Origin of the sequence: Haladaptatus sp. R4 (genome assembly GCF_001625445.1) — an archaeon.
GTDB lineage: Archaea > Halobacteriota > Halobacteria > Halobacteriales > Haladaptataceae > Haladaptatus.
Window position 1 is genome coordinate 197,743 of sequence record NZ_LWHG01000031.1, and the last position, 16,330, is coordinate 214,072.

Annotated in this window: 15 protein-coding genes; 2 read left to right on the forward strand and 13 right to left on the reverse strand. The window is 62.7% G+C overall.

The features are described from left to right. Window positions 1–6: 6 nt before the first annotated feature. Window positions 7–696, reverse strand: a complete 690-nt coding sequence (locus tag A4G99_RS21685; protein ID WP_066148246.1) for a sugar phosphate isomerase/epimerase — start codon at window positions 694–696, stop codon at window positions 7–9. A gap of 333 nt (window positions 697–1,029) precedes the next feature. Here A4G99_RS21685 and A4G99_RS21690 point away from each other — a divergent pair, with 333 nt between their 5' ends. Continuing rightward, the gene (locus A4G99_RS21690) at window positions 1,030–2,028 is read left to right on the forward strand and encodes an asparaginase (RefSeq protein WP_066148247.1); all 999 of its coding nucleotides are present in this window, start codon (window positions 1,030–1,032) and stop codon (window positions 2,026–2,028) included. Between the two features lie 4 nt (window positions 2,029–2,032). Here the strand turns inward: A4G99_RS21690 and A4G99_RS21695 are convergent, their stop codons facing one another. The 3 genes from A4G99_RS21695 to A4G99_RS21705 form a co-directional block, all read right to left on the reverse strand. Beyond that, a complete protein-coding gene (locus A4G99_RS21695) occupies window positions 2,033–2,932 on the reverse strand; it encodes a polysaccharide deacetylase (protein WP_066148250.1) in 900 nt (299 codons plus the stop codon). A 120-nt stretch (window positions 2,933–3,052) separates the two neighbouring features. After that, on the reverse strand, window positions 3,053–4,615 hold the full coding sequence (locus A4G99_RS21700) for an MFS transporter (protein ID WP_066148252.1): 1,563 nt from the start codon (window positions 4,613–4,615) through the stop codon (window positions 3,053–3,055). Window positions 4,616–4,762: 147 nt separating this feature from the next. Then, entirely contained in the window at window positions 4,763–5,845 is a 1,083-nt protein-coding gene (locus tag A4G99_RS21705; RefSeq protein WP_066148255.1) for an FAD-binding oxidoreductase, read from the reverse strand. A gap of 120 nt (window positions 5,846–5,965) precedes the next feature. Here A4G99_RS21705 and A4G99_RS21710 point away from each other — a divergent pair, with 120 nt between their 5' ends. Next, a complete protein-coding gene (locus A4G99_RS21710; RefSeq protein WP_066148257.1) occupies window positions 5,966–6,202 on the forward strand; it encodes a hypothetical protein in 237 nt (78 codons plus the stop codon). A 36-nt stretch (window positions 6,203–6,238) separates the two neighbouring features. On the opposite strand, the gene A4G99_RS21715 is transcribed toward A4G99_RS21710, so the two are convergent. The 9 genes from A4G99_RS21715 to A4G99_RS21755 form a co-directional block, all read right to left on the reverse strand. Next, complete coding sequence (locus A4G99_RS21715) at window positions 6,239–7,321, reverse strand: Gfo/Idh/MocA family protein (RefSeq protein WP_066148259.1); 1,083 nt, start codon at window positions 7,319–7,321, stop codon at window positions 6,239–6,241. A gap of 155 nt (window positions 7,322–7,476) precedes the next feature. Further along, on the reverse strand, window positions 7,477–9,012 hold the full coding sequence (locus A4G99_RS21720; RefSeq protein ID WP_066148261.1) for a formate/nitrite transporter family protein: 1,536 nt from the start codon (window positions 9,010–9,012) through the stop codon (window positions 7,477–7,479). Between the two features lie 167 nt (window positions 9,013–9,179). Then, a complete protein-coding gene (locus tag A4G99_RS21725; RefSeq protein ID WP_066148263.1) occupies window positions 9,180–9,704 on the reverse strand; it encodes a hypothetical protein in 525 nt (174 codons plus the stop codon). Continuing rightward, on the reverse strand, window positions 9,701–10,117 hold the full coding sequence (locus tag A4G99_RS21730; RefSeq protein ID WP_066148264.1) for a hypothetical protein: 417 nt from the start codon (window positions 10,115–10,117) through the stop codon (window positions 9,701–9,703). Before A4G99_RS21730 ends, A4G99_RS21725 begins: the two co-directional genes overlap by 4 nt. Beyond that, window positions 10,110–10,826 (reverse strand): hypothetical protein, encoded by a 717-nt coding sequence (locus A4G99_RS21735; RefSeq protein ID WP_066148265.1) that lies wholly within the window; start codon window positions 10,824–10,826, stop codon window positions 10,110–10,112. The genes A4G99_RS21730 and A4G99_RS21735 overlap by 8 nt, the downstream gene beginning before the upstream one ends. Beyond that, window positions 10,823–11,350, reverse strand: a complete 528-nt coding sequence (locus tag A4G99_RS21740) for a hypothetical protein (protein WP_223302110.1) — start codon at window positions 11,348–11,350, stop codon at window positions 10,823–10,825. Before A4G99_RS21740 ends, A4G99_RS21735 begins: the two co-directional genes overlap by 4 nt. Then, window positions 11,347–12,084 carry a hypothetical protein gene (locus tag A4G99_RS21745; protein ID WP_066148267.1) on the reverse strand — a complete coding sequence of 246 codons (738 nt, stop codon included), beginning with the start codon at window positions 12,082–12,084 and terminating at the stop codon, window positions 11,347–11,349. The genes A4G99_RS21740 and A4G99_RS21745 overlap by 4 nt, the downstream gene beginning before the upstream one ends. Further along, window positions 12,081–13,973, reverse strand: coding sequence for a type II secretion system F family protein (locus A4G99_RS21750; protein ID WP_150123201.1), 1,893 nt, complete (start codon window positions 13,971–13,973; stop codon window positions 12,081–12,083). The genes A4G99_RS21745 and A4G99_RS21750 overlap by 4 nt, the downstream gene beginning before the upstream one ends. Window positions 13,974–14,014: 41 nt before the next feature. Beyond that, window positions 14,015–16,228 (reverse strand): type II/IV secretion system ATPase subunit, encoded by a 2,214-nt coding sequence (locus tag A4G99_RS21755; RefSeq protein ID WP_066148270.1) that lies wholly within the window; start codon window positions 16,226–16,228, stop codon window positions 14,015–14,017. Window positions 16,229–16,330 lie beyond the last annotated feature (102 nt).

Below are 16,330 nucleotides of genomic sequence, written 5' to 3' on the forward strand. Positions count from 1 at the left end.
TGCGAATCAGTCGCTTCCGGGAGCAGCCACCGTCCCGCGCCCGAGCACGTCCTCGACCACGTCGAGCGCGTCGGCCTGTTCGTCGGGCATGACTTCCAGCACGACGATGCCGTCGTAGCAGTCATCGAGGAGCGAGATTAGCCGCTCCATCTCCATCGTTCCGGTGCCGAACGCCAAGCCGTCGGTGGTTTTGGTCCCGTCACAACAGTGGATGACCGGTATCGAGTCGCCGTGCTCGGTCAGCAGGCCCTCCAGCAGGGGAAAGAAGTCCGCTTCTGCCGTGTAGAAGTGGGCCGTATCGAGGACGAGCGACAGTCCCTCCTCGAAGAGGACGTTTTTCAGGAAGTGGGTGCTGTGGCCCGTCGAGTTCTCGAACCCGTTCGGGACGGTGATATCGACCCTGTCGAGGACGTAGTCGAGGTTACTCAGCGGGATTTTCGTGGAGTGGACGACGAGCGTCGCGTCGAGTCGTTTACAGAGGTCGTTCGTCAGTTGGACGTATTCGAGTTGTTCGAGGTCCACGTGCGGCGTGTGAACCGAGGCGATTTCGACCTCGGCGTCCCGGCACGCGGCGACCGTTTCTTCCATTGCGTCCAAGTTCTCCGGCGAGAGGTGGAGTTCGACGGCATCGAATCCACGCTCGGCCGCGGCTTGCAACTCCGCTTCCGTTGGGGGGCACTTTCCGACGACTTGCATCGAATCATCATAGCGGCTAATGTTTCAAATACGTATCGTGATCCATCTCGCCGTCATATCGCAGTACAACCGCCATACAGCGCCGTGAAACAGGAATCAATACTATCAGAATATATTAAATTTATTCTATTTGGAACCTGTGCGGCGGTCCACGATGCGCGCTCGGGAAGTCACTTCACTGCACTGCACTCCCGCCACCTTCCCATCTCATCCGATACCCCACCGCACCCCACTTCACTCCACTCCCACTCGATACCTTGCTTCACTCCATCCACCCCACCTCCGACGACTACCTCGCCCCGTGTTTTTGGTCGCCCGGCGCGAATTCCCGGCATGAACGTCACCGTCCTCGGCACGGGGGGAACGATTGCGAGCACGGGCCAAGAGACCGGCGCGGTCCCGACCCAACGCGGGGAAGCACTCATCGAGCGAGTTCCGGAATTGGACGAGTACGGCGACATCGCCGTCGAACAGGTGGCGCAGGTTCCGAGCTACGAGATGACCGCCGAAACGCTCGAATCCATCCGCGAGCGGGTGGCGGAACTGGACGGAGATTCGACCCGCGATGCCGTCGTCGTCACGCACGGCACGGACACGATGGAGGAGACGGCGTACTATCTGGATGTGACCCTCAATCCGAACACGCCGGTGTTCCTGACCGGTGCGCAGCGTCGCCCGGACGAACGGGGTTTCGATGGTTCGACGAACCTCGTCACCGCGTTCGCGGCGGCTGAGGCGTTCGCGGAAAAGGACGGAAGCGGAACCTACGTCGCCTTCGACGAAAAAATCCATTCGGCGCGGTTCGCCACGAAGGTCCACACGTCGCAACTCGACGCCTTCGCGTCGCCTGACATCGGCCCGGTGGCGACCCACGACCGCAGCGGCGTTCGAATCCTCCGCCAGCCACGGAGCGAATCCGTGCACATCCCGGACGCCTCGCTCGACCCCACCGTCTTCGTCGTCGGGAGCGGTGCCGGAGTGGACGAACGACTGGCCGCCGCCGCGCTGGACGCGGGCGCGGACGGTCTGGTCGTGAACGGCACGGGACTCGGCAACGTCACCGCGGAGTTGGGTGAGTTCGTGCAGTCGGCGATTCGGGACGGCACCCCCGTCGTCGTCACCTCCCGTTGTCTCGCCGGTCGAACGACGCCGGTTTACGGAAACGCGGGCGGCGGCGAGACGCTGCGGGACGCTGGAGCGATTTTCGCTGGTGACCTTCCGGCACAAAAGGCGCGGCTCAAGTTGGTGCTGGCGCTGTCGAAGCACGGCGGTGAGGATGAAAAGAAGGACTACAAAGCACTCCGTGCGCTCTTCGACGCCGAAACGTACTGACTCCTCAGACGTATCGCGTTTCGCTCTCGTACACGGACGGGTCGTCCTCGTACTTCCGCGCGATTTCTTCGAGCGTGAGGAACTCGGCGTCCTCGTGGCTCTTCACGTACTGGATGAACTCCTCCAGCAGCGGAATCATGTGTGGCAGGCCATGGATGTCCGGGTGGATGGTCAGCGTGTAGACGCCCGCACCGCGGCGGTTGTAGAGGAAATCGAACTGCGCCTCGTAAATCTCCTCGTGAATCATTCGCGGACTCGCGTAGCCCGCGTTGTAGTTCGGCTGTTTGATGAACTGCATCGGCGGGATGTCGTCTCGGAACCAGCTGATGGGTATCTCGACCACGTCCGTTTCCTCGCCGTACTCGTACGGTTCCATCCACGATTCGGCGTCGTTCTCGTACTCGATTTTCGTCCAGTCGTCGCCCTTGCGCACGTACCCCGGTTCGAACTGCCGTTCCATCAGGCTGCTGTCGTAGAGGAAGTCGTGCTCTTCGAGCAGTTCGGGCGTGTTCTCGCTGAACTCCCACCAACTCGCCCGGTGGCCGACGGGTCTGTCGCCGGTAATCTCCTCGACGAGGTCCATCGAGGCCTGCATGATGGCGTCCTCCTGTTCTCGGGTCAGGCTGGTCGGGTTCTCGTGGCTGTAGCCGTGAATTCCGATTTCGTGGCCGTCATCGGCGATGGCCTCGACGTTCTCCCGAAACGTTTCGATGGTGTGGCCGGGGACGTACCACGACGTGGTCACGTCCTCCTCCTCGAACAGTGCCAGCATTCGCGGAATCCCCTCGTTTCCGGCCGAGAGCCCGCGCGACAGGTCCGCGGGCGAATCCTCCCCGCCGTACGAACCGAGCCATCCCGCGACGCAGTCCGCGTCGATACCGATTGCGACGTCGATGTCTCCCATAGCACCGCGACTACCACGGCGCTCTGCAAAACGGTGCTGGCTACTGAATCCGAAAATTCGAGGACCAGAAAATCGAAACCCGAAACCCGAAATTCGAAAGTCCTGAAGTCCGAGCCCCGATTACTCGTCCGATGCGGCTTCGATGATGAAGTACGCCGCGACGACGCCGAGTATCGAGACGGCCATACAGAGCAACATCGCCCGGCCGAACGCGGAGACGAAGGCCACGTGGACGATTCGCTCCACCTGCGATTCGACTTCCGGGGCGAGGTGTTTGAGCGTCGCCTCCGCGGCGTCGGACCCGGACAGCAACCCCTTGATCTCCTGTCTGTCGGATGCATCCAGCGCCGCTCCGGCCTTGACGAGCAGTTCGGCCAGTTTCTCGTTCTCCAGCGTCTTGAACAGGGCACCGGTCACCGCGACCCCGAAGACGGCCCCCAGGAGCCGAACCATCCCCAACACGCCGGACGCTTCACCGCCCTTCGCGTCCGGCAGCGCTCCCATCCCGACCGTGTTCGAGAGCGTGTACGCCACTCCGATCCCGGTTCCGGCGAGGACGAGTGAGACGAGGATGGTGACCAATCCGCTCGTCGGGGTGACGCGGGTGAGGAAGACGAACGCGACTGCCATGAGTGCCATACCACCGACCATCGAATTTCGGACGCCGAGCCGCGTCGAGACGTCGTTCGTCCGTGCTTCCAACACCACCAACGGAACGGTGAACGCCAGGAATACCAGTCCGGTTCGTAACGGGGAGTAGTCGAGGATGTTCTGGAGATACAGCGTCATGTAGAACAACAGCGCACCGAACCCGTAGTTCACGACAAATCCGACCGCGTTCGCGCCGAGGAAGTCCCGGTTCGCGAAGAGGTCGAGTTCGATCAGCGGGTCGTCGGTACGCCGCTCGATGACGAAAAACGCCGCGAGCAACAGCACCGCTGCGCCGAGTGCGCCGATGACGAACGGTGACCCCCAGCCGAGCGTGTCACCCTGTTGAATCGCGAGCACTAGCGCGACGAGACCGCCGGTAACGGTCACGAGACCCGCAAAATCGACGTGATGGCCGACCGTCTCGTCACGCGATTCGCGCACGGCCGCGAGCGTCAGGATGACCGCCACCGCCGCGAGCGGAACGTTGAAGAAGAAAAACCAGCGCCACGACACCATCTGGGTGAGGACGCCGCCGACGAGGGGCCCGGCGGCCAGTCCGAGGCCGGAGATGGCGGCCCAGAGCGCGATACCTTTGCCGCGTTCCTTCTCGGGGAAGGCGTGACTGACTATCGGTAGCGACGCCGCGAAGAAGGCCGCCGCGCCCAGGCCCTGCACCACGCGGGCCGACACGAGCCACAGTTCGCTTTGGGAGAATCCGGCGAACGCCGATGCGGCGATGAAGACGGTGATCCCGATGAGCAGGACGCGCCGCCGACCGAAGATGTCCGACAGCCGACCGAACGCCACCATCGGCGCGGCGAACGCGAGCAGGTAGGCGTTGATGGTCCACTGGAGCCCCGTGGTCGAGATTCCGAGGTCCCGACCGATGGTCGGAAGCGCGACCGTGAGACCGTTGAAATCCACGCTGACCAGAATCCCGGCGATGCCGATGGCCACCACCACCCACCACTTCCGGTTTTGTTCGGTGATCGTAGGTACGCGATTCGCTAGTTTCGTCGTGGTAGTTCCCATCTGTCTCCACCCCTTACAGTCGCATCCGAAGAGCGCAACCGTGCGACAGCTGTTCTCCTGCGTTGTCGCTTCATTACGCCGTTGACGGGCATAAACATGTAGCAGATTAAATCAGAACCGTCGTCATTTCAGCGAAGTCTCACGTCCCTACTCGAAACGTCCGGGGGACAACTGCCGGAGCATCGGCGACGATTCGCCGTCCACCGCTTCGGATATCAGCTGTCCGACGACGGGCGCTCGGGTGATTCCGAGACCGCTCATGCCGACGGCGTGATAGTAGCCTTCCGTGTCCCCCTCACCGACGATCGGCAGGCCGTCGGGCGTGACGGTTCGGTAACCGATCCATCCCGTCTCGCGGCGGAAGCGGTCGGCGTCGAAGCCGAGTTCCGAGAGCAGTTCCCGCGCTCGCCGTTCGAAGTCATCGTCGGGGGAATCTCCGGTAGTGGGAGTCGCATCCTCGTCCGCTCGAAACTCGGTGTTGTAGTGGCCGACGTACAGTCCCTTCGCGTATCGACGGACGTAGAGTTCGTTCTCGAAGAGGGTGAACGGAATTTCGGTATCCGCGTCGTCGGGCGTCTCGAATCCGACGATGGGACCCGCCGTCCGGCGAACGGGGAGGTCGTCCATCCCGTCCACGTCAACCGCCCACGGTCCGGCGGCGTTCACCACCGCATCGACGGCCACCGTTTCATCGTCCAGTTCGATTCCCGTGACGCGTCCGGACTCGATTTCGACGCCCCTCACTTCCGTCCCGCTTCGAATCGTCGCGCCCGCGTTCCGTGCTTTTTCGGCGTACAGTTCCGCGATAGCGACGGGATCGAAGTGGCCGTCTTCGGGCGTCGAGAGCGCGCCGACGGCGCGCTCGTCGTCGTACGGCCTTGCGTCCGGGAGAATCTCCGCGTCGATTCCCGCGTCCCGGAGCGAATCCGCGTACTCCCGATACGCCTCCAGCGTCGAATCCGACCACGCGACGTGGAGCAGTCCCGTTTGCGTGTACGCCAGTTCGCCGTCCTCGATGAATACCGAGTACTCGTCCCACGCCCGCCGTCGGAGTCGATGGGCGAACCCGCTCGGCGGCACCGCCTGCCACACGAACACGGCCATCGAGGCGGCCGTCGTCCCGCCGCCGATATCGTCCCGTTCGAACAGTTCCACGTCGTGACCGCGCTCCGCGAGGTGGTACGCACAACTCGTGCCGATGACGCCGCCGCCGATGATGCCGACAGTCATGTATCCGTTTGCGAGATGGTTTCGAGGGGACCTGAGTGTTGCCCGCGTGCCGTTACAGGAGCGTCAGTGTCACTAACCGATAAAAAATAATATATCCGATTGTATTCGAAACCTAACAATATGGTCCTTCCGAAAACCGAACGCCCCTCCTCCAAACTGGGGTACTTCCGCAACACACCGATGTTCGTCGTCGTCGCCGTGACGATGGCGATTTACGTCGTCGCACGCCTCCTATTCCTCCACTGGGGAGAGATTCAGACACCCGCTGACGCCGCCGAGGAGTTCATCATCGGAACGCTCGGTTGTTATCTGGGAATCTGTCTCATCGATTTCGTGTGGGACGCCCTGTTCTACTGATTCGAACCAAAAAGGATTCGAGTCGGACGGTTCGAGTTATCGCTTCTCGCCGACTTCGACGCAGCCACCCGACTCTGACGAGCGGTAAATCGCGTCCATCACGCGCTGGGTGGTGAGCGCCTGCTCGATGGTGTTGAATTCGGGTGATTGTCCGGCCACAACGGCGTCGAGGAAGCGCTTGTCGCTTCCCTTCCAGCCGACGTGGTCGATGGAGGCGTCACTGACGGTGGATTCCACGAGGTGGTCGGGACCGTGCGATTTCGCTTCCAGCATCGTCAGTTCGTCGCCGCCGAGGTCGAGACGCGCGCCCGCTTCCGACCCGCGAACGACGAACTCCTGACTCTCGGCCTCGTTGGTCGCCCACGCGGCTTCGAGCGAGATGGTCCGGTCGTCGGCACAGCGGATCAGCGCCGTCGTCGAGTCCTCGACGTCGAACACGGCTTCCTCGGTGGCATCGTACCAGTCGTCCGGGTCCACGTAGTCGTCCCGATTCCCGAACTGGTTGCGGGTGACGCCGAACACGGTCTCGACCGGCGGGAAGTCCATCAGATACAGCGCGAAGTCGATGGCGTGAACGCCGATATCGACCACGACGCCGCCGCCCGAGAGTTCCTCGTTGGTGAACCACGAACCGACACCGGGGATGCCGCGACTGCGGATGTAGTTCGCCCGGATGTGCCGAACGTCGCCGAAGTGACCCGCGTCCTGATACCCCTTGAACAGTTCAGCCGCGGTCGAGACGCGGTTGTGGAAGTTCACCATGCAGAACCCGTCAGCCTCCCGCGCGGTTTCGGCCATCCGTTCGGCGGCCTCCAAACTGTCGGCGAGCGGTTTCTCACAGAGCACGTCGTAGCCGTGTCCGAGCGCGGCGACGACGGCGTCCTCGTGAAACGCGTTCGGCGTGGACACGGCGACCGCGTCGAGGTCCTCGTTCTCGTACATCGTCTCGAACTCCTCGTAGGTTCTCGCGCCGAACTTCGTCTCGAAATTCTCGCGAATATCGGGGACAATGTCGGCACCCGCAACGACCTCGTGGCCGAGTTCGGACGCGTTCGTCGCATGGGTCTGGCCCATGAATCCCAAGCCGACGACACCGAGGCGAACTGGTTCTCCTTGCATGGCTACGGAAACGGGCGACTGAATAAAATATGTAGGCATAACGGCGAAACCTATCACGAACGCGTTCGGCTATCGCGTTCGAACGACGAGCGTGTGGTTTTCTCCGGGTTCGTCCCGTACCGATGACCCGAACGATGGACCCCGAAGTCAGGACCCTATTCGCTCCGAAACTTTCGATCGTTGGCCACTTCCTCTTGCTCTCCATTCCGCTCCCGCCACCATCTTCGAATCCGATCGTCGACGCGGGAACCGAGTAGCCACGCCGACCACGACAGTTCGTACCGCTGGCGGTCGTGTTCGGGGAACCGGCGATTTTCGGTCATACTGAAGTTCACGAGTGCGACGAACACGATACCCCCGACGGTGTTACCGAGAACGACGGGAACGAAGAAGTGAATGAACACCGAAACGAGGGTTTCGCTGCCGACGAAAACCAGAAAGAGCACTTCACAGGCACCGGCGATGCAGTGGAACAAGTCGGCAATGGGAATGAGTATGATGATGACGTAAACGATGATGAAGCGAGAAATCGTCTCCCGCGCCGCGTGTATCAACCAGACCATCGTCGCCACGAGACCGCCCGCGAAGACTCCTTTGTAGAAGAGTGCCCACCACGCCGTTCCCATCGCGTGCTCGCCGAAGAGACGGGCAGTGTCGGCGACCCTCGGGTCGAAAATCCCCGTCTTGGCGAGGAGATACGCAGTGAGTCCCGCGCCGATGACGTTCGCCGCGAGCACGATGCTCCACAACCGGAGCAGTTGCGGAAGGCTTGCGAGGCGCGTCAACACGAGCGTTACCGGCGTCAGTGTGTTTTCGGTGAACAGTTGGTAACTGCCGATGACGATCATCACGAATCCAACGGGATACAGCAGGTTGCTCAGCCCCACATTGTCCGGATACGCGGTCGTCATCGCCGCTTGTGCGAGGAACGTCGCTCCGATGCTCAATCCGGCGGCGAGGCCGCTGAAGAACAGCAACCGCGTGCTCCGTTCGATCTCCTCGTCCGCCGTCGCCGTCACGCGCTGGAAGATTTCGTCCGCCGAAAAACGGTCGCGAACGGCCTCGCCAGCGGCGGGTGCACCCCGCCGCGAACGATCGATCGTCTCCCGAAGCTCCCGGTTTTCCGGCTGTAACGTCCGCTGAATATCGGTGAGATCACCGGCGTCGGCAATCGCTTCGAGGAGGGATTCGAACTCGTACGCACCGTCGTAGCGTTCGCCGTTGACGAAGAACGTCGGCGTCGCGTTCGCGCCGCTGTAGATGCCGCTCTCGAAATCCTCCCTGACTCGCTCTTCGTACACCCCGCGGTCGAGTTCGTCCGCGAACCGATCGACGTCCATTTCGAGTTCCTCGGCGTAACTGATCAGATCGGCGCGGGTGAGCGCGTCCTGATGCTGATACAGCAGGTCGTACATCTCCCAGAACCGTCCCTGCGCCGCGGCCGCCTCCGACGCCTCGGCGGCCCGCTGTGCGAGCGGATGCTGCTCCGTCAACGGAAAGTGCCGGAAGACGAAGCGAACTCGGGTCCCCAGTCGGTTCAAAATCCGACGGACGATGGGATAGAAATCGCCGCAGTAGGGACATTCGAAATCGCCGTACTCCACGAGCGTCACCGGCGCGTCGTCGGACCCGCGGACGTGATCCGTCTCGTTCACCGGCACCGTTAACGTCCGATTCTCGGTTTGACTCATCTGAAACCCACCCCGTCAGCCCCTCGACTGACCTGGTACAATAGTCGCTGTCACAGTGAAAGACGAGTAACAGGATAACGCTGTCGCCGGTACGTGGACCACCGTCGAACTATAACGGATGCGGAGAGGAGCCGTTTCGATTCGGAATCCGTACGAGACGATTGCATTCAACCTCGCGTTTCCACGGCGAGCGTCGTCTCGTACCTCCCTCGCTCCATCGTCACCCGAACGTCGAACGCCACCGCGAGGACGTGCGTTTCGCCGTCCCGATTCTGAACGACGACTCCTTGTTTCGCCTCGCACGCCCCGAACTGTCGATTCGGACCGCGTGTTTCCGGACAGTGCTCGTTCGCCCACGATTGGGCCGCCGACTCGTTGTATTCGACCTGATACACCGTCCCGGATTCGACGCGAGACGAGCGGAGCGAGTCGAGCGTCCCCTGCAAATCGGTGCGAATCGTCGAGACGGCGGCGTCCCGTTGCTGCCAGCGATACGACTCCGGAACCCCGCTCCCGGCACCGTGAACGCCGCGCGAGAGGACTCGCTGTGCGTTTTGGACGGGCGCGTCGTACTCGCCGCTCGCGGCCACGTCCCCGCTGTAGCCCAGTTGGAGATACGCGAAGAGTATCGGCGTCAACGCGACGGCGACGAGTGCCGCCGCGCCGAGGACGAGTTGGGCGCGGTCGTTCATACGTACCACACCCAAATCGTCACGTCGCCGTTCGCCGTCGTCACCGTGGAGTGGCCGACCGGAACGCCTGCCGGTTTCCGATACCCGACGGACCCGTACGGCGTTTCGACCCGGAACATGAGGTTGTCCGGGAGGATGCGGTCGACGCGATGTTCGAGCGCGCTTTTCTCGCGGCGGAACGATTTCGGCGAGTCGATAATCTCCGCCAGTCGCGTCGTTCCTTGGTGCCTCGGGGCGTCGTTCATGAGTACGTTTCCGGCGTCCTTCGCGTACATGTCCAGTTGCGTCCCTCTCGTGTGTGGCGCTGGAACGCCGAGCGCGAAGCCCATCGTAACGCCGAGGATGAGCACGACGCCGATTCCGGACTCCACGATGGAGAGGGAGAGTTGAGCGCGGGATTTTCGGTCACCCATCGACGGTCACCGCCAGAATCGATTTCCGGGTTTCGGCCGGATAGTACGTCACACGGACGCTTCCCGTCGGGAGTGTTCCGTTCGTGTCGAACGTGAACCGCGTCGTCTCGAACCGGGAGAGCGACACGTGAAACTCCCCGTCGAGACCCGACTCGTTTCGGAGAACGACTCGCCCGTTCGCTCGAACGGTGCTCACCGTCGTCCCGTCCGGCGGGTGAACGACGAGCGTCGCGTTCGGCGTACGCCGCGGCAGCGTGAACTGTGGATCACCTCCCGACAGCGGCGGTGTCCGCGTCGCCGCACTCCGATTCTCGACCAGCACGATACGGCGAATCGTCGTGCCGTCCGAGGGAGACCCGCGTTCCGCAAGAATCGTGTCCCCGAGCCTGATTCGAACGTCGTGATTCCCGAGGACGGGAAACAACGTCATCAGGCGGGTTGCGTTCAGATTCGCTACTTTCGTCCCGTCGAGGACGTTCGCCCGAATCGTCAGCGGACCGTCCGCGGACACGAACCGTTCGCTCGTCGCGACGGCGATTCGGCGCTTCGTCGGGGTCCTGTCCGCGCCGACCAACGCCCTATCGGCGATACCGACGCTCAATCCCGTCACCATCGTCAGGATGAGGAGGGCGACCGCCAGCGCGGGCAGGTTCATCTGCCCCCGCGGTCGTGGTCTCGGAGGTCGCTCGTCCGTCCCCTTCCGGTTCATCGATTCGTCCCCCGTTTCCCGCGTTTCAGTTCCACGATGAGACCGTCCGGTCCGCCGTGTACCGCGATGATGGCGGGGTCATAACTCGACCAGTGTCCGCGTACCGTCGCGACACGGGACGGAAGCGAGAGTCGCACGCTCGAATTCGAACCATCGTCCGAGCGGTGGAGCGTCAGCGTCCGTCCGTTCGCGCGGATGACGTACTCGTGGCCGTGAATCGTCTCCGGCAGGGAGACACGCATTCGTACGTCGACGTTCGTCCCATCGGCGGGAACCGACTGCTGAACCCGTTCCGCCGTCTTCGAGAGGACACGGTCGCCGACTTCGTGGCCGACGGCGGCCCTGTACTTCGGAACCGCGCCACTGTACAGCGTCGTCGTCAGCAGTCCGATGTACAGGACGACGAGTCCCGCTTCGAGTGCCTTGCCGATGACGGGGCTAACGGCGCGGTCGTCACGGAACCGCCTGTCGGTTTCGCGGCTTCGATGTTTTTCGTTCGTTCTCCGTCTCCGAGCGTCCATCATTCGACCTCCGTTCGCATGTCGTGGACGACGAGATAGGCGAACCGTCGCCCCGGGTATTTCGCCACGACGCTTTGGATACCGTCGTCGTCTAAGTCCCGAACCGTCGTCGTGGCGTTCTGCCGCTCGAAGTAACGCCGCCACGCGCCGGGCGTCCTCGTCTCGATTGCGATTCGGTAAGTGCCGTTGCCGAGCGTCGTCCGGTTGTGCGTGACGTTCGTGCGAACGAGTGCGGATTCTCCGCTCGTGGAGACGACGGTTTTCCTCGAAGCGTCGAGTTTCGGTGCGCCGACGACGAGGACACCACCGCGCCGCGAGGACGTTATCGGCGGGCGTGCGTACATCTGCCCGCCGTCGTTCGTCCCTCGGACGACCGCACCGGCCACGTACGTGACCCGCCTGTTTCCGCTCGTGAAAACGAGCGCATCGGTCTCAACTGTCCAAACAGTGCCGGAGTCGTCGAGGACTCGAAGCTCCCGGCTCTCGGTCGTCAGTCTGCCGTTCGAAAAGGAGATCCGACCGCGATGGATTCCCGTGGTCTCGACGGGAGCGAGTGCGTGGCTCATGTCGTTTGCGACACGCGCCGAGTCCGCTGTCGCGGCGTTGCTTTGAACGACCATCCCGACGCTGGCCGTCAGCGAAGCGAGCGAAAGCATGACGACGCCCAGGAGGAGCGCGACGCCGACGACGTTCGATTGGGCGCGAGTCGTGCGGTCCGGACGGGTTGTCGAGGTCATACCATTCCCGCCCCTGCGAAGACGAAGTACGCGATCGCGACGAGTGCGGCCGAGTGAAGCAGTGCTTCGTAGAACCCGCGGCTCGCGTAGCCCGCGAACCAGCCACACGCGAGCATGGTCGCTTGGGTGACGACGTAAAACCGATATCGGTCGCGGGTCGGTTGCACCGCGTTCGGGTCGAGCGCGAATCCGGCGTTCGACGAGGAGACCGTCGATAGCTGTGCGAAACTGTCGAGGACGTACGTGTTCACGGCGACCATGATACCGACGACGAGCAGTGCCGTCGTCCACCCGACCACGACGTACACGAGCATGTTCGAACGCAGCGACTTCTTCTGGTGGTACAGCCGCCCGATTTCGACCTGTAGCGTGTCGAAGACGGTTTCGGTATCCCCGCCGACATCCAGGGTTCCGGTGACGAGACCGATGGTTTGGTCGGCGAGCGGCGTTCCAACTTCGTCGACGAATCGGGTGAGGGCATCGCGTCGGAGGTCACCTTCGCGGCTGGTGAGGTTCGCACTGAACGCGAGGTCATTGACGTTCGGTTGAAGCGCGCCGAGATCCACGTCGCGGGCGACGCGCTCGACGGCGGTCGAGAACGGTCGCCCGAGACTGACGTGGCTCGACACGGCGTGGACGAAATCCTTTATTTCCCGATCTTTCGCGTCGTCACGGCGCGAGCGCCGTACCGACACCAACCCGACCGGAAGGGCGAACGCGACGTACGAGAGCAGGACGACGTTGGTCGGCGTGTAGCCGAGGGAGAGGAGAAGCGTTCCGACGACGACCGCCGCCGGACCGAACGCGACGATGGTATTTGCGGGATTGATGAACACCGTCCGCAAGAAATCGGTGACGTCCCCCGACCGTGCGTGACCTGGCGGGGATTGGTCCACGGGGCGGAGCGACGACACCATCACCGCAGCACCGGCACCGATAACGAGGATGAACGCCCCGCTCCCGTAGATGATGAACGCACGAACCGAGAGCGCACCGAACGGTGCCGGTGCGGGTGCCGCCAACCCCGGCGCGAGGACGCTCATCACGGTCAACACGATGACGAGCAACGCCGGAATGACGAGCAGGACGATGAACATCTCCGCCAGCAGTTCGAGGAAATCCTGTGCCTGTTCGTGAGAGCGGGACTGACTGTGGCTCAACATCCGCCCCTCCATCTGGAGATACTGCTCCAGCGTGTCGGGACCCTGTTCGGCGTGTTCGCGGAATTTGAGCAGAAACGGCGCGAGCACGTCCCGCGATGGCGTGTCGCGGGCGACGATTCGCAAGCCGTCATCGACGCTCCCGGTCAGGGCGGCCTTGTTCAACACCTTTCGGAACGCGACCGCGGTTTCGCCGTAGGACTCCTCCCGGTCGGCGACCTTCCGAAGCATCGCGATCAGATCGTCGCTCCCCGACGAAAGTGCGCGGAGATAGCGTACCGCGCCGGGGAGCGTCCGTTCGATGTTCGACCGACGTGCACTCGCCGCCCAGCCGAGATACAATCCGCCGAACCACACCGTCGTCCGTTTTCCGACCGTCGCACAGACGACGGCGAGTATCGCTGCGGCGTCCACGCGGGACACGGACGGAATAGTGAGTTTCTCCAACACCGGTACGCCGCCGTGAAAGAACGACACGAGATGTGCGAGGACGGACGGAGGGATTGCGAGTATCAATACCCCCGTCCACGCGAACAGCGCCAGAAAGACGACCCACGAGAGACCGTAGGTCCGTGAGAGAAACACGTCGAAACTGGCGTTCACGTCCGTCGCGCGGTACCGCTTTCGGTCCCGGTCGTGTCGCCTGTGATCGGCGTGGCGCGAGAACAGCGCGTACAGCGCGCGGTCGAGGATGCCGAGGGAAGAGCCAGAGCCAATGGAGTTTCCCATGCCGTTCCCGTTCGCCGTCGTGTTCGGGGACTCTGTGAGACTCATCCGCTCACCTCCCTCGAAACCCGCTCCACCGTCGCCGCCTCGTTGTTCTGGAGGTCGGCGAGGAACGAGAACAACTCGTCGAAGTCGGTCATCCCCTCGCGCTCCAGATACTGCACGTAGTGGTGTTTGCGGTGGAACTCCGTCTCGACCTCCTCCACGCTTCTGTCGGTGCGGTGGGCGAGTCGGTCGAAGAACTGAAAGCCGATTTCGTGGTCGTCGTCGCCGAGTCGCGGATGGTCGTACTTCGTGTGGAACGTCCCTTCGTGGTCGCGCCACGCGACCGTGTTCCAGTGAATCGTCGTGCCGTCCTTTCGAATCGTTCCACAGCGACCGTCCAACTCGGCCAGTTCGTCTTTGTTCACGAGTTCGATGACCTCGCCGACGTAGCGCTCGCCGTTGACGTTTCGCGGGAAGACGACGAGGTCTATCTCCCGGAGCAGATACGACGAGAGCCCCTGTTCGACCACGCGGTTGACGAGCTTCTCGATGTTTTCCGCGTGCGTGGTGCCCAGGAGTCCGTGTCCCGTGTTGAGCGATTCGGCGAACGTCTGGAAGGAAGCGGGGGTGTTGATTTCGGCGATGACCTCGACGTCCGGGTTCAGGTAGTTGCACTCGGTCATCAGGTCGGCCATCGTCACCCGCTTGTAGTCGTTTTCGTGGTCGCGGGTGGTGAGCGAGACGCCGGTTTCGTGTGGCAGACGAACCTCCCGTGACCCCTCGTCGATACTGATGGGACGGTCGCGGTACGGGATGAACGGCATGTGCGCGTTCATCAGCGTCGTCTTGCCGACGCCGGTTTGGCCCGAAAACAGCGCGACGCCGTGGTGCTCGTACAGTTGCCAGAGCAAGGTGACGATTTCGGTGGAGATGCTTTCGGTGTTCAGCAGGTCGACCGGCGTCATCGTATCGGGTGCCTGTTTTCGGATCGAGATGTGCGGCCCGCCCTCGCTGATGACCGGCAGGGCGACGGCACAACGGATCGTCTCCTCGTCGGCCACACCGTCGGGGGACAGGTTGACCTTCGCACTGGGGTTGCTGGCGTTGAGTTCGACACCATCGGAAGCGGCCATCTGGGTGACGACGTTGACGAACGCCGACTCGTCCTCGAACGAGAGGTTCGTCGGGATGCGCTCGCCGTGGCCGATGGCGTGACCGCGGGGAATCACTTTGATCCGTTCCCCGACCTCGTTCGCCTCGATGTCTTCGAGCAACCCGTCACGGATGGGAATCGTGAGTTTGCCGTGTCCGACGTAATCCCGAAGGACGTAGTACACGAGGTCCGAGAGACGGTCGTCCGAAAAGCGATGGTCCACGGGCGGAACGGCGAGGTCGTACTCCGCGAGCGCCGTCCGGACGCGATACTTCGCCGCGTCGAACCACGCGCGGGTGTTTCGGGCGGTGAGTCGCCGCGAGAGGAACTGTTTCGCGCGTTCGCGGACGAACGCCGCTCGGTCGTCCACGATGTCGCCGACGTGGGTCTCCCAGATTCGGTCCTTACACTCCGTGATGAGTCTGTCGTCGTCCGGCAGGAGGTTGGGTTCGAGGACTGCGTACTTCGTCGCAAAGGAGTCCGTTCCGAGCAGGTGTTCCTGATAGACGACGACCGGGATACGAAATCCCTCGAAATCGACGGTGTGCGTCTCGATACGCTCGCTGGCGAAGCGCGCGAGGTAGTCGGCGTCTGCCGGAAGGTCGGTATCCGCGGGTGCGTAGTTCTCGGTGTGAACGACGAGATGGTCGCCCGCGGCGTCGGCGACCTCGATCTGTTCGTCCAGCGCGAGAGGGGTGAGTCGCCCGAGACAGAGCAGCTCGGCGAGCGCGTGATACTCCACGCGCCGCCGGGAATCGGGCGAGAGGTCGGTCAGACGGTCGATGGCGCGCCGGTACTTCGGTTCGAACCCGTGTTCCACACACTCCACGGCACCTTCGCGCGTGAGCGGTCGGCGGAGGTTCGCGGTGGCGAAATACTCCCGAATTCGGGTGATCGCTTCCTCGTCGGCGGCACTGAGCGTGGGCGTTCGAACGTCGTATCGAAAGCCATTCTCGGTTTCTCGAACCGTCGCGACGACGCCGGGATGGAGTTCGCGTTGGTCGCGCACGTCCGGTGCGTACCAGGCGTTCGGGTCGTCCGGTGGAATCGGTGGGGGAACCGTCCCGGTATCAGACGTGGCAGGTGTGTCAGAACGCGGTGAAATATTCATCCCAGACATGTCGTTATGAGAATGTTTGGTTCACTATTCTGATTTAAACCTTTGGAAAATTTCGGATTATATATTATTTTTTGACGTGAATATTTCGGACCGTCTACCGTA

Bases quoted from the DNA above. Each gene is read 5' to 3' on its own strand.
- A4G99_RS21685 (WP_066148246.1), bottom strand. From the start codon at position 696: ATGCAAGTCGTCGGAAAGTGCCCCCCAACGGAAGCGGAGTTGCAAGCC.
- A4G99_RS21690 (WP_066148247.1), top strand. From the start codon at position 1,030: ATGAACGTCACCGTCCTCGGCACGGGGGGAACGATTGCGAGCACGGGC.
- A4G99_RS21695 (WP_066148250.1), bottom strand. From the start codon at position 2,932: ATGGGAGACATCGACGTCGCAATCGGTATCGACGCGGACTGCGTCGCG.
- A4G99_RS21700 (WP_066148252.1), bottom strand. From the start codon at position 4,615: ATGGGAACTACCACGACGAAACTAGCGAATCGCGTACCTACGATCACC.
- A4G99_RS21705 (WP_066148255.1), bottom strand. From the start codon at position 5,845: ATGACTGTCGGCATCATCGGCGGCGGCGTCATCGGCACGAGTTGTGCG.
- A4G99_RS21710 (WP_066148257.1), top strand. From the start codon at position 5,966: ATGGTCCTTCCGAAAACCGAACGCCCCTCCTCCAAACTGGGGTACTTC.
- A4G99_RS21715 (WP_066148259.1), bottom strand. From the start codon at position 7,321: ATGCAAGGAGAACCAGTTCGCCTCGGTGTCGTCGGCTTGGGATTCATG.
- A4G99_RS21720 (WP_066148261.1), bottom strand. From the start codon at position 9,012: ATGAGTCAAACCGAGAATCGGACGTTAACGGTGCCGGTGAACGAGACG.
- A4G99_RS21725 (WP_066148263.1), bottom strand. From the start codon at position 9,704: ATGAACGACCGCGCCCAACTCGTCCTCGGCGCGGCGGCACTCGTCGCC.
- A4G99_RS21730 (WP_066148264.1), bottom strand. From the start codon at position 10,117: ATGGGTGACCGAAAATCCCGCGCTCAACTCTCCCTCTCCATCGTGGAG.
- A4G99_RS21735 (WP_066148265.1), bottom strand. From the start codon at position 10,826: ATGAACCGGAAGGGGACGGACGAGCGACCTCCGAGACCACGACCGCGG.
- A4G99_RS21740 (WP_223302110.1), bottom strand. From the start codon at position 11,350: ATGATGGACGCTCGGAGACGGAGAACGAACGAAAAACATCGAAGCCGC.
- A4G99_RS21745 (WP_066148267.1), bottom strand. From the start codon at position 12,084: ATGACCTCGACAACCCGTCCGGACCGCACGACTCGCGCCCAATCGAAC.
- A4G99_RS21750 (WP_150123201.1), bottom strand. From the start codon at position 13,973: ATGGGAAACTCCATTGGCTCTGGCTCTTCCCTCGGCATCCTCGACCGC.
- A4G99_RS21755 (WP_066148270.1), bottom strand. From the start codon at position 16,228: ATGTCTGGGATGAATATTTCACCGCGTTCTGACACACCTGCCACGTCT.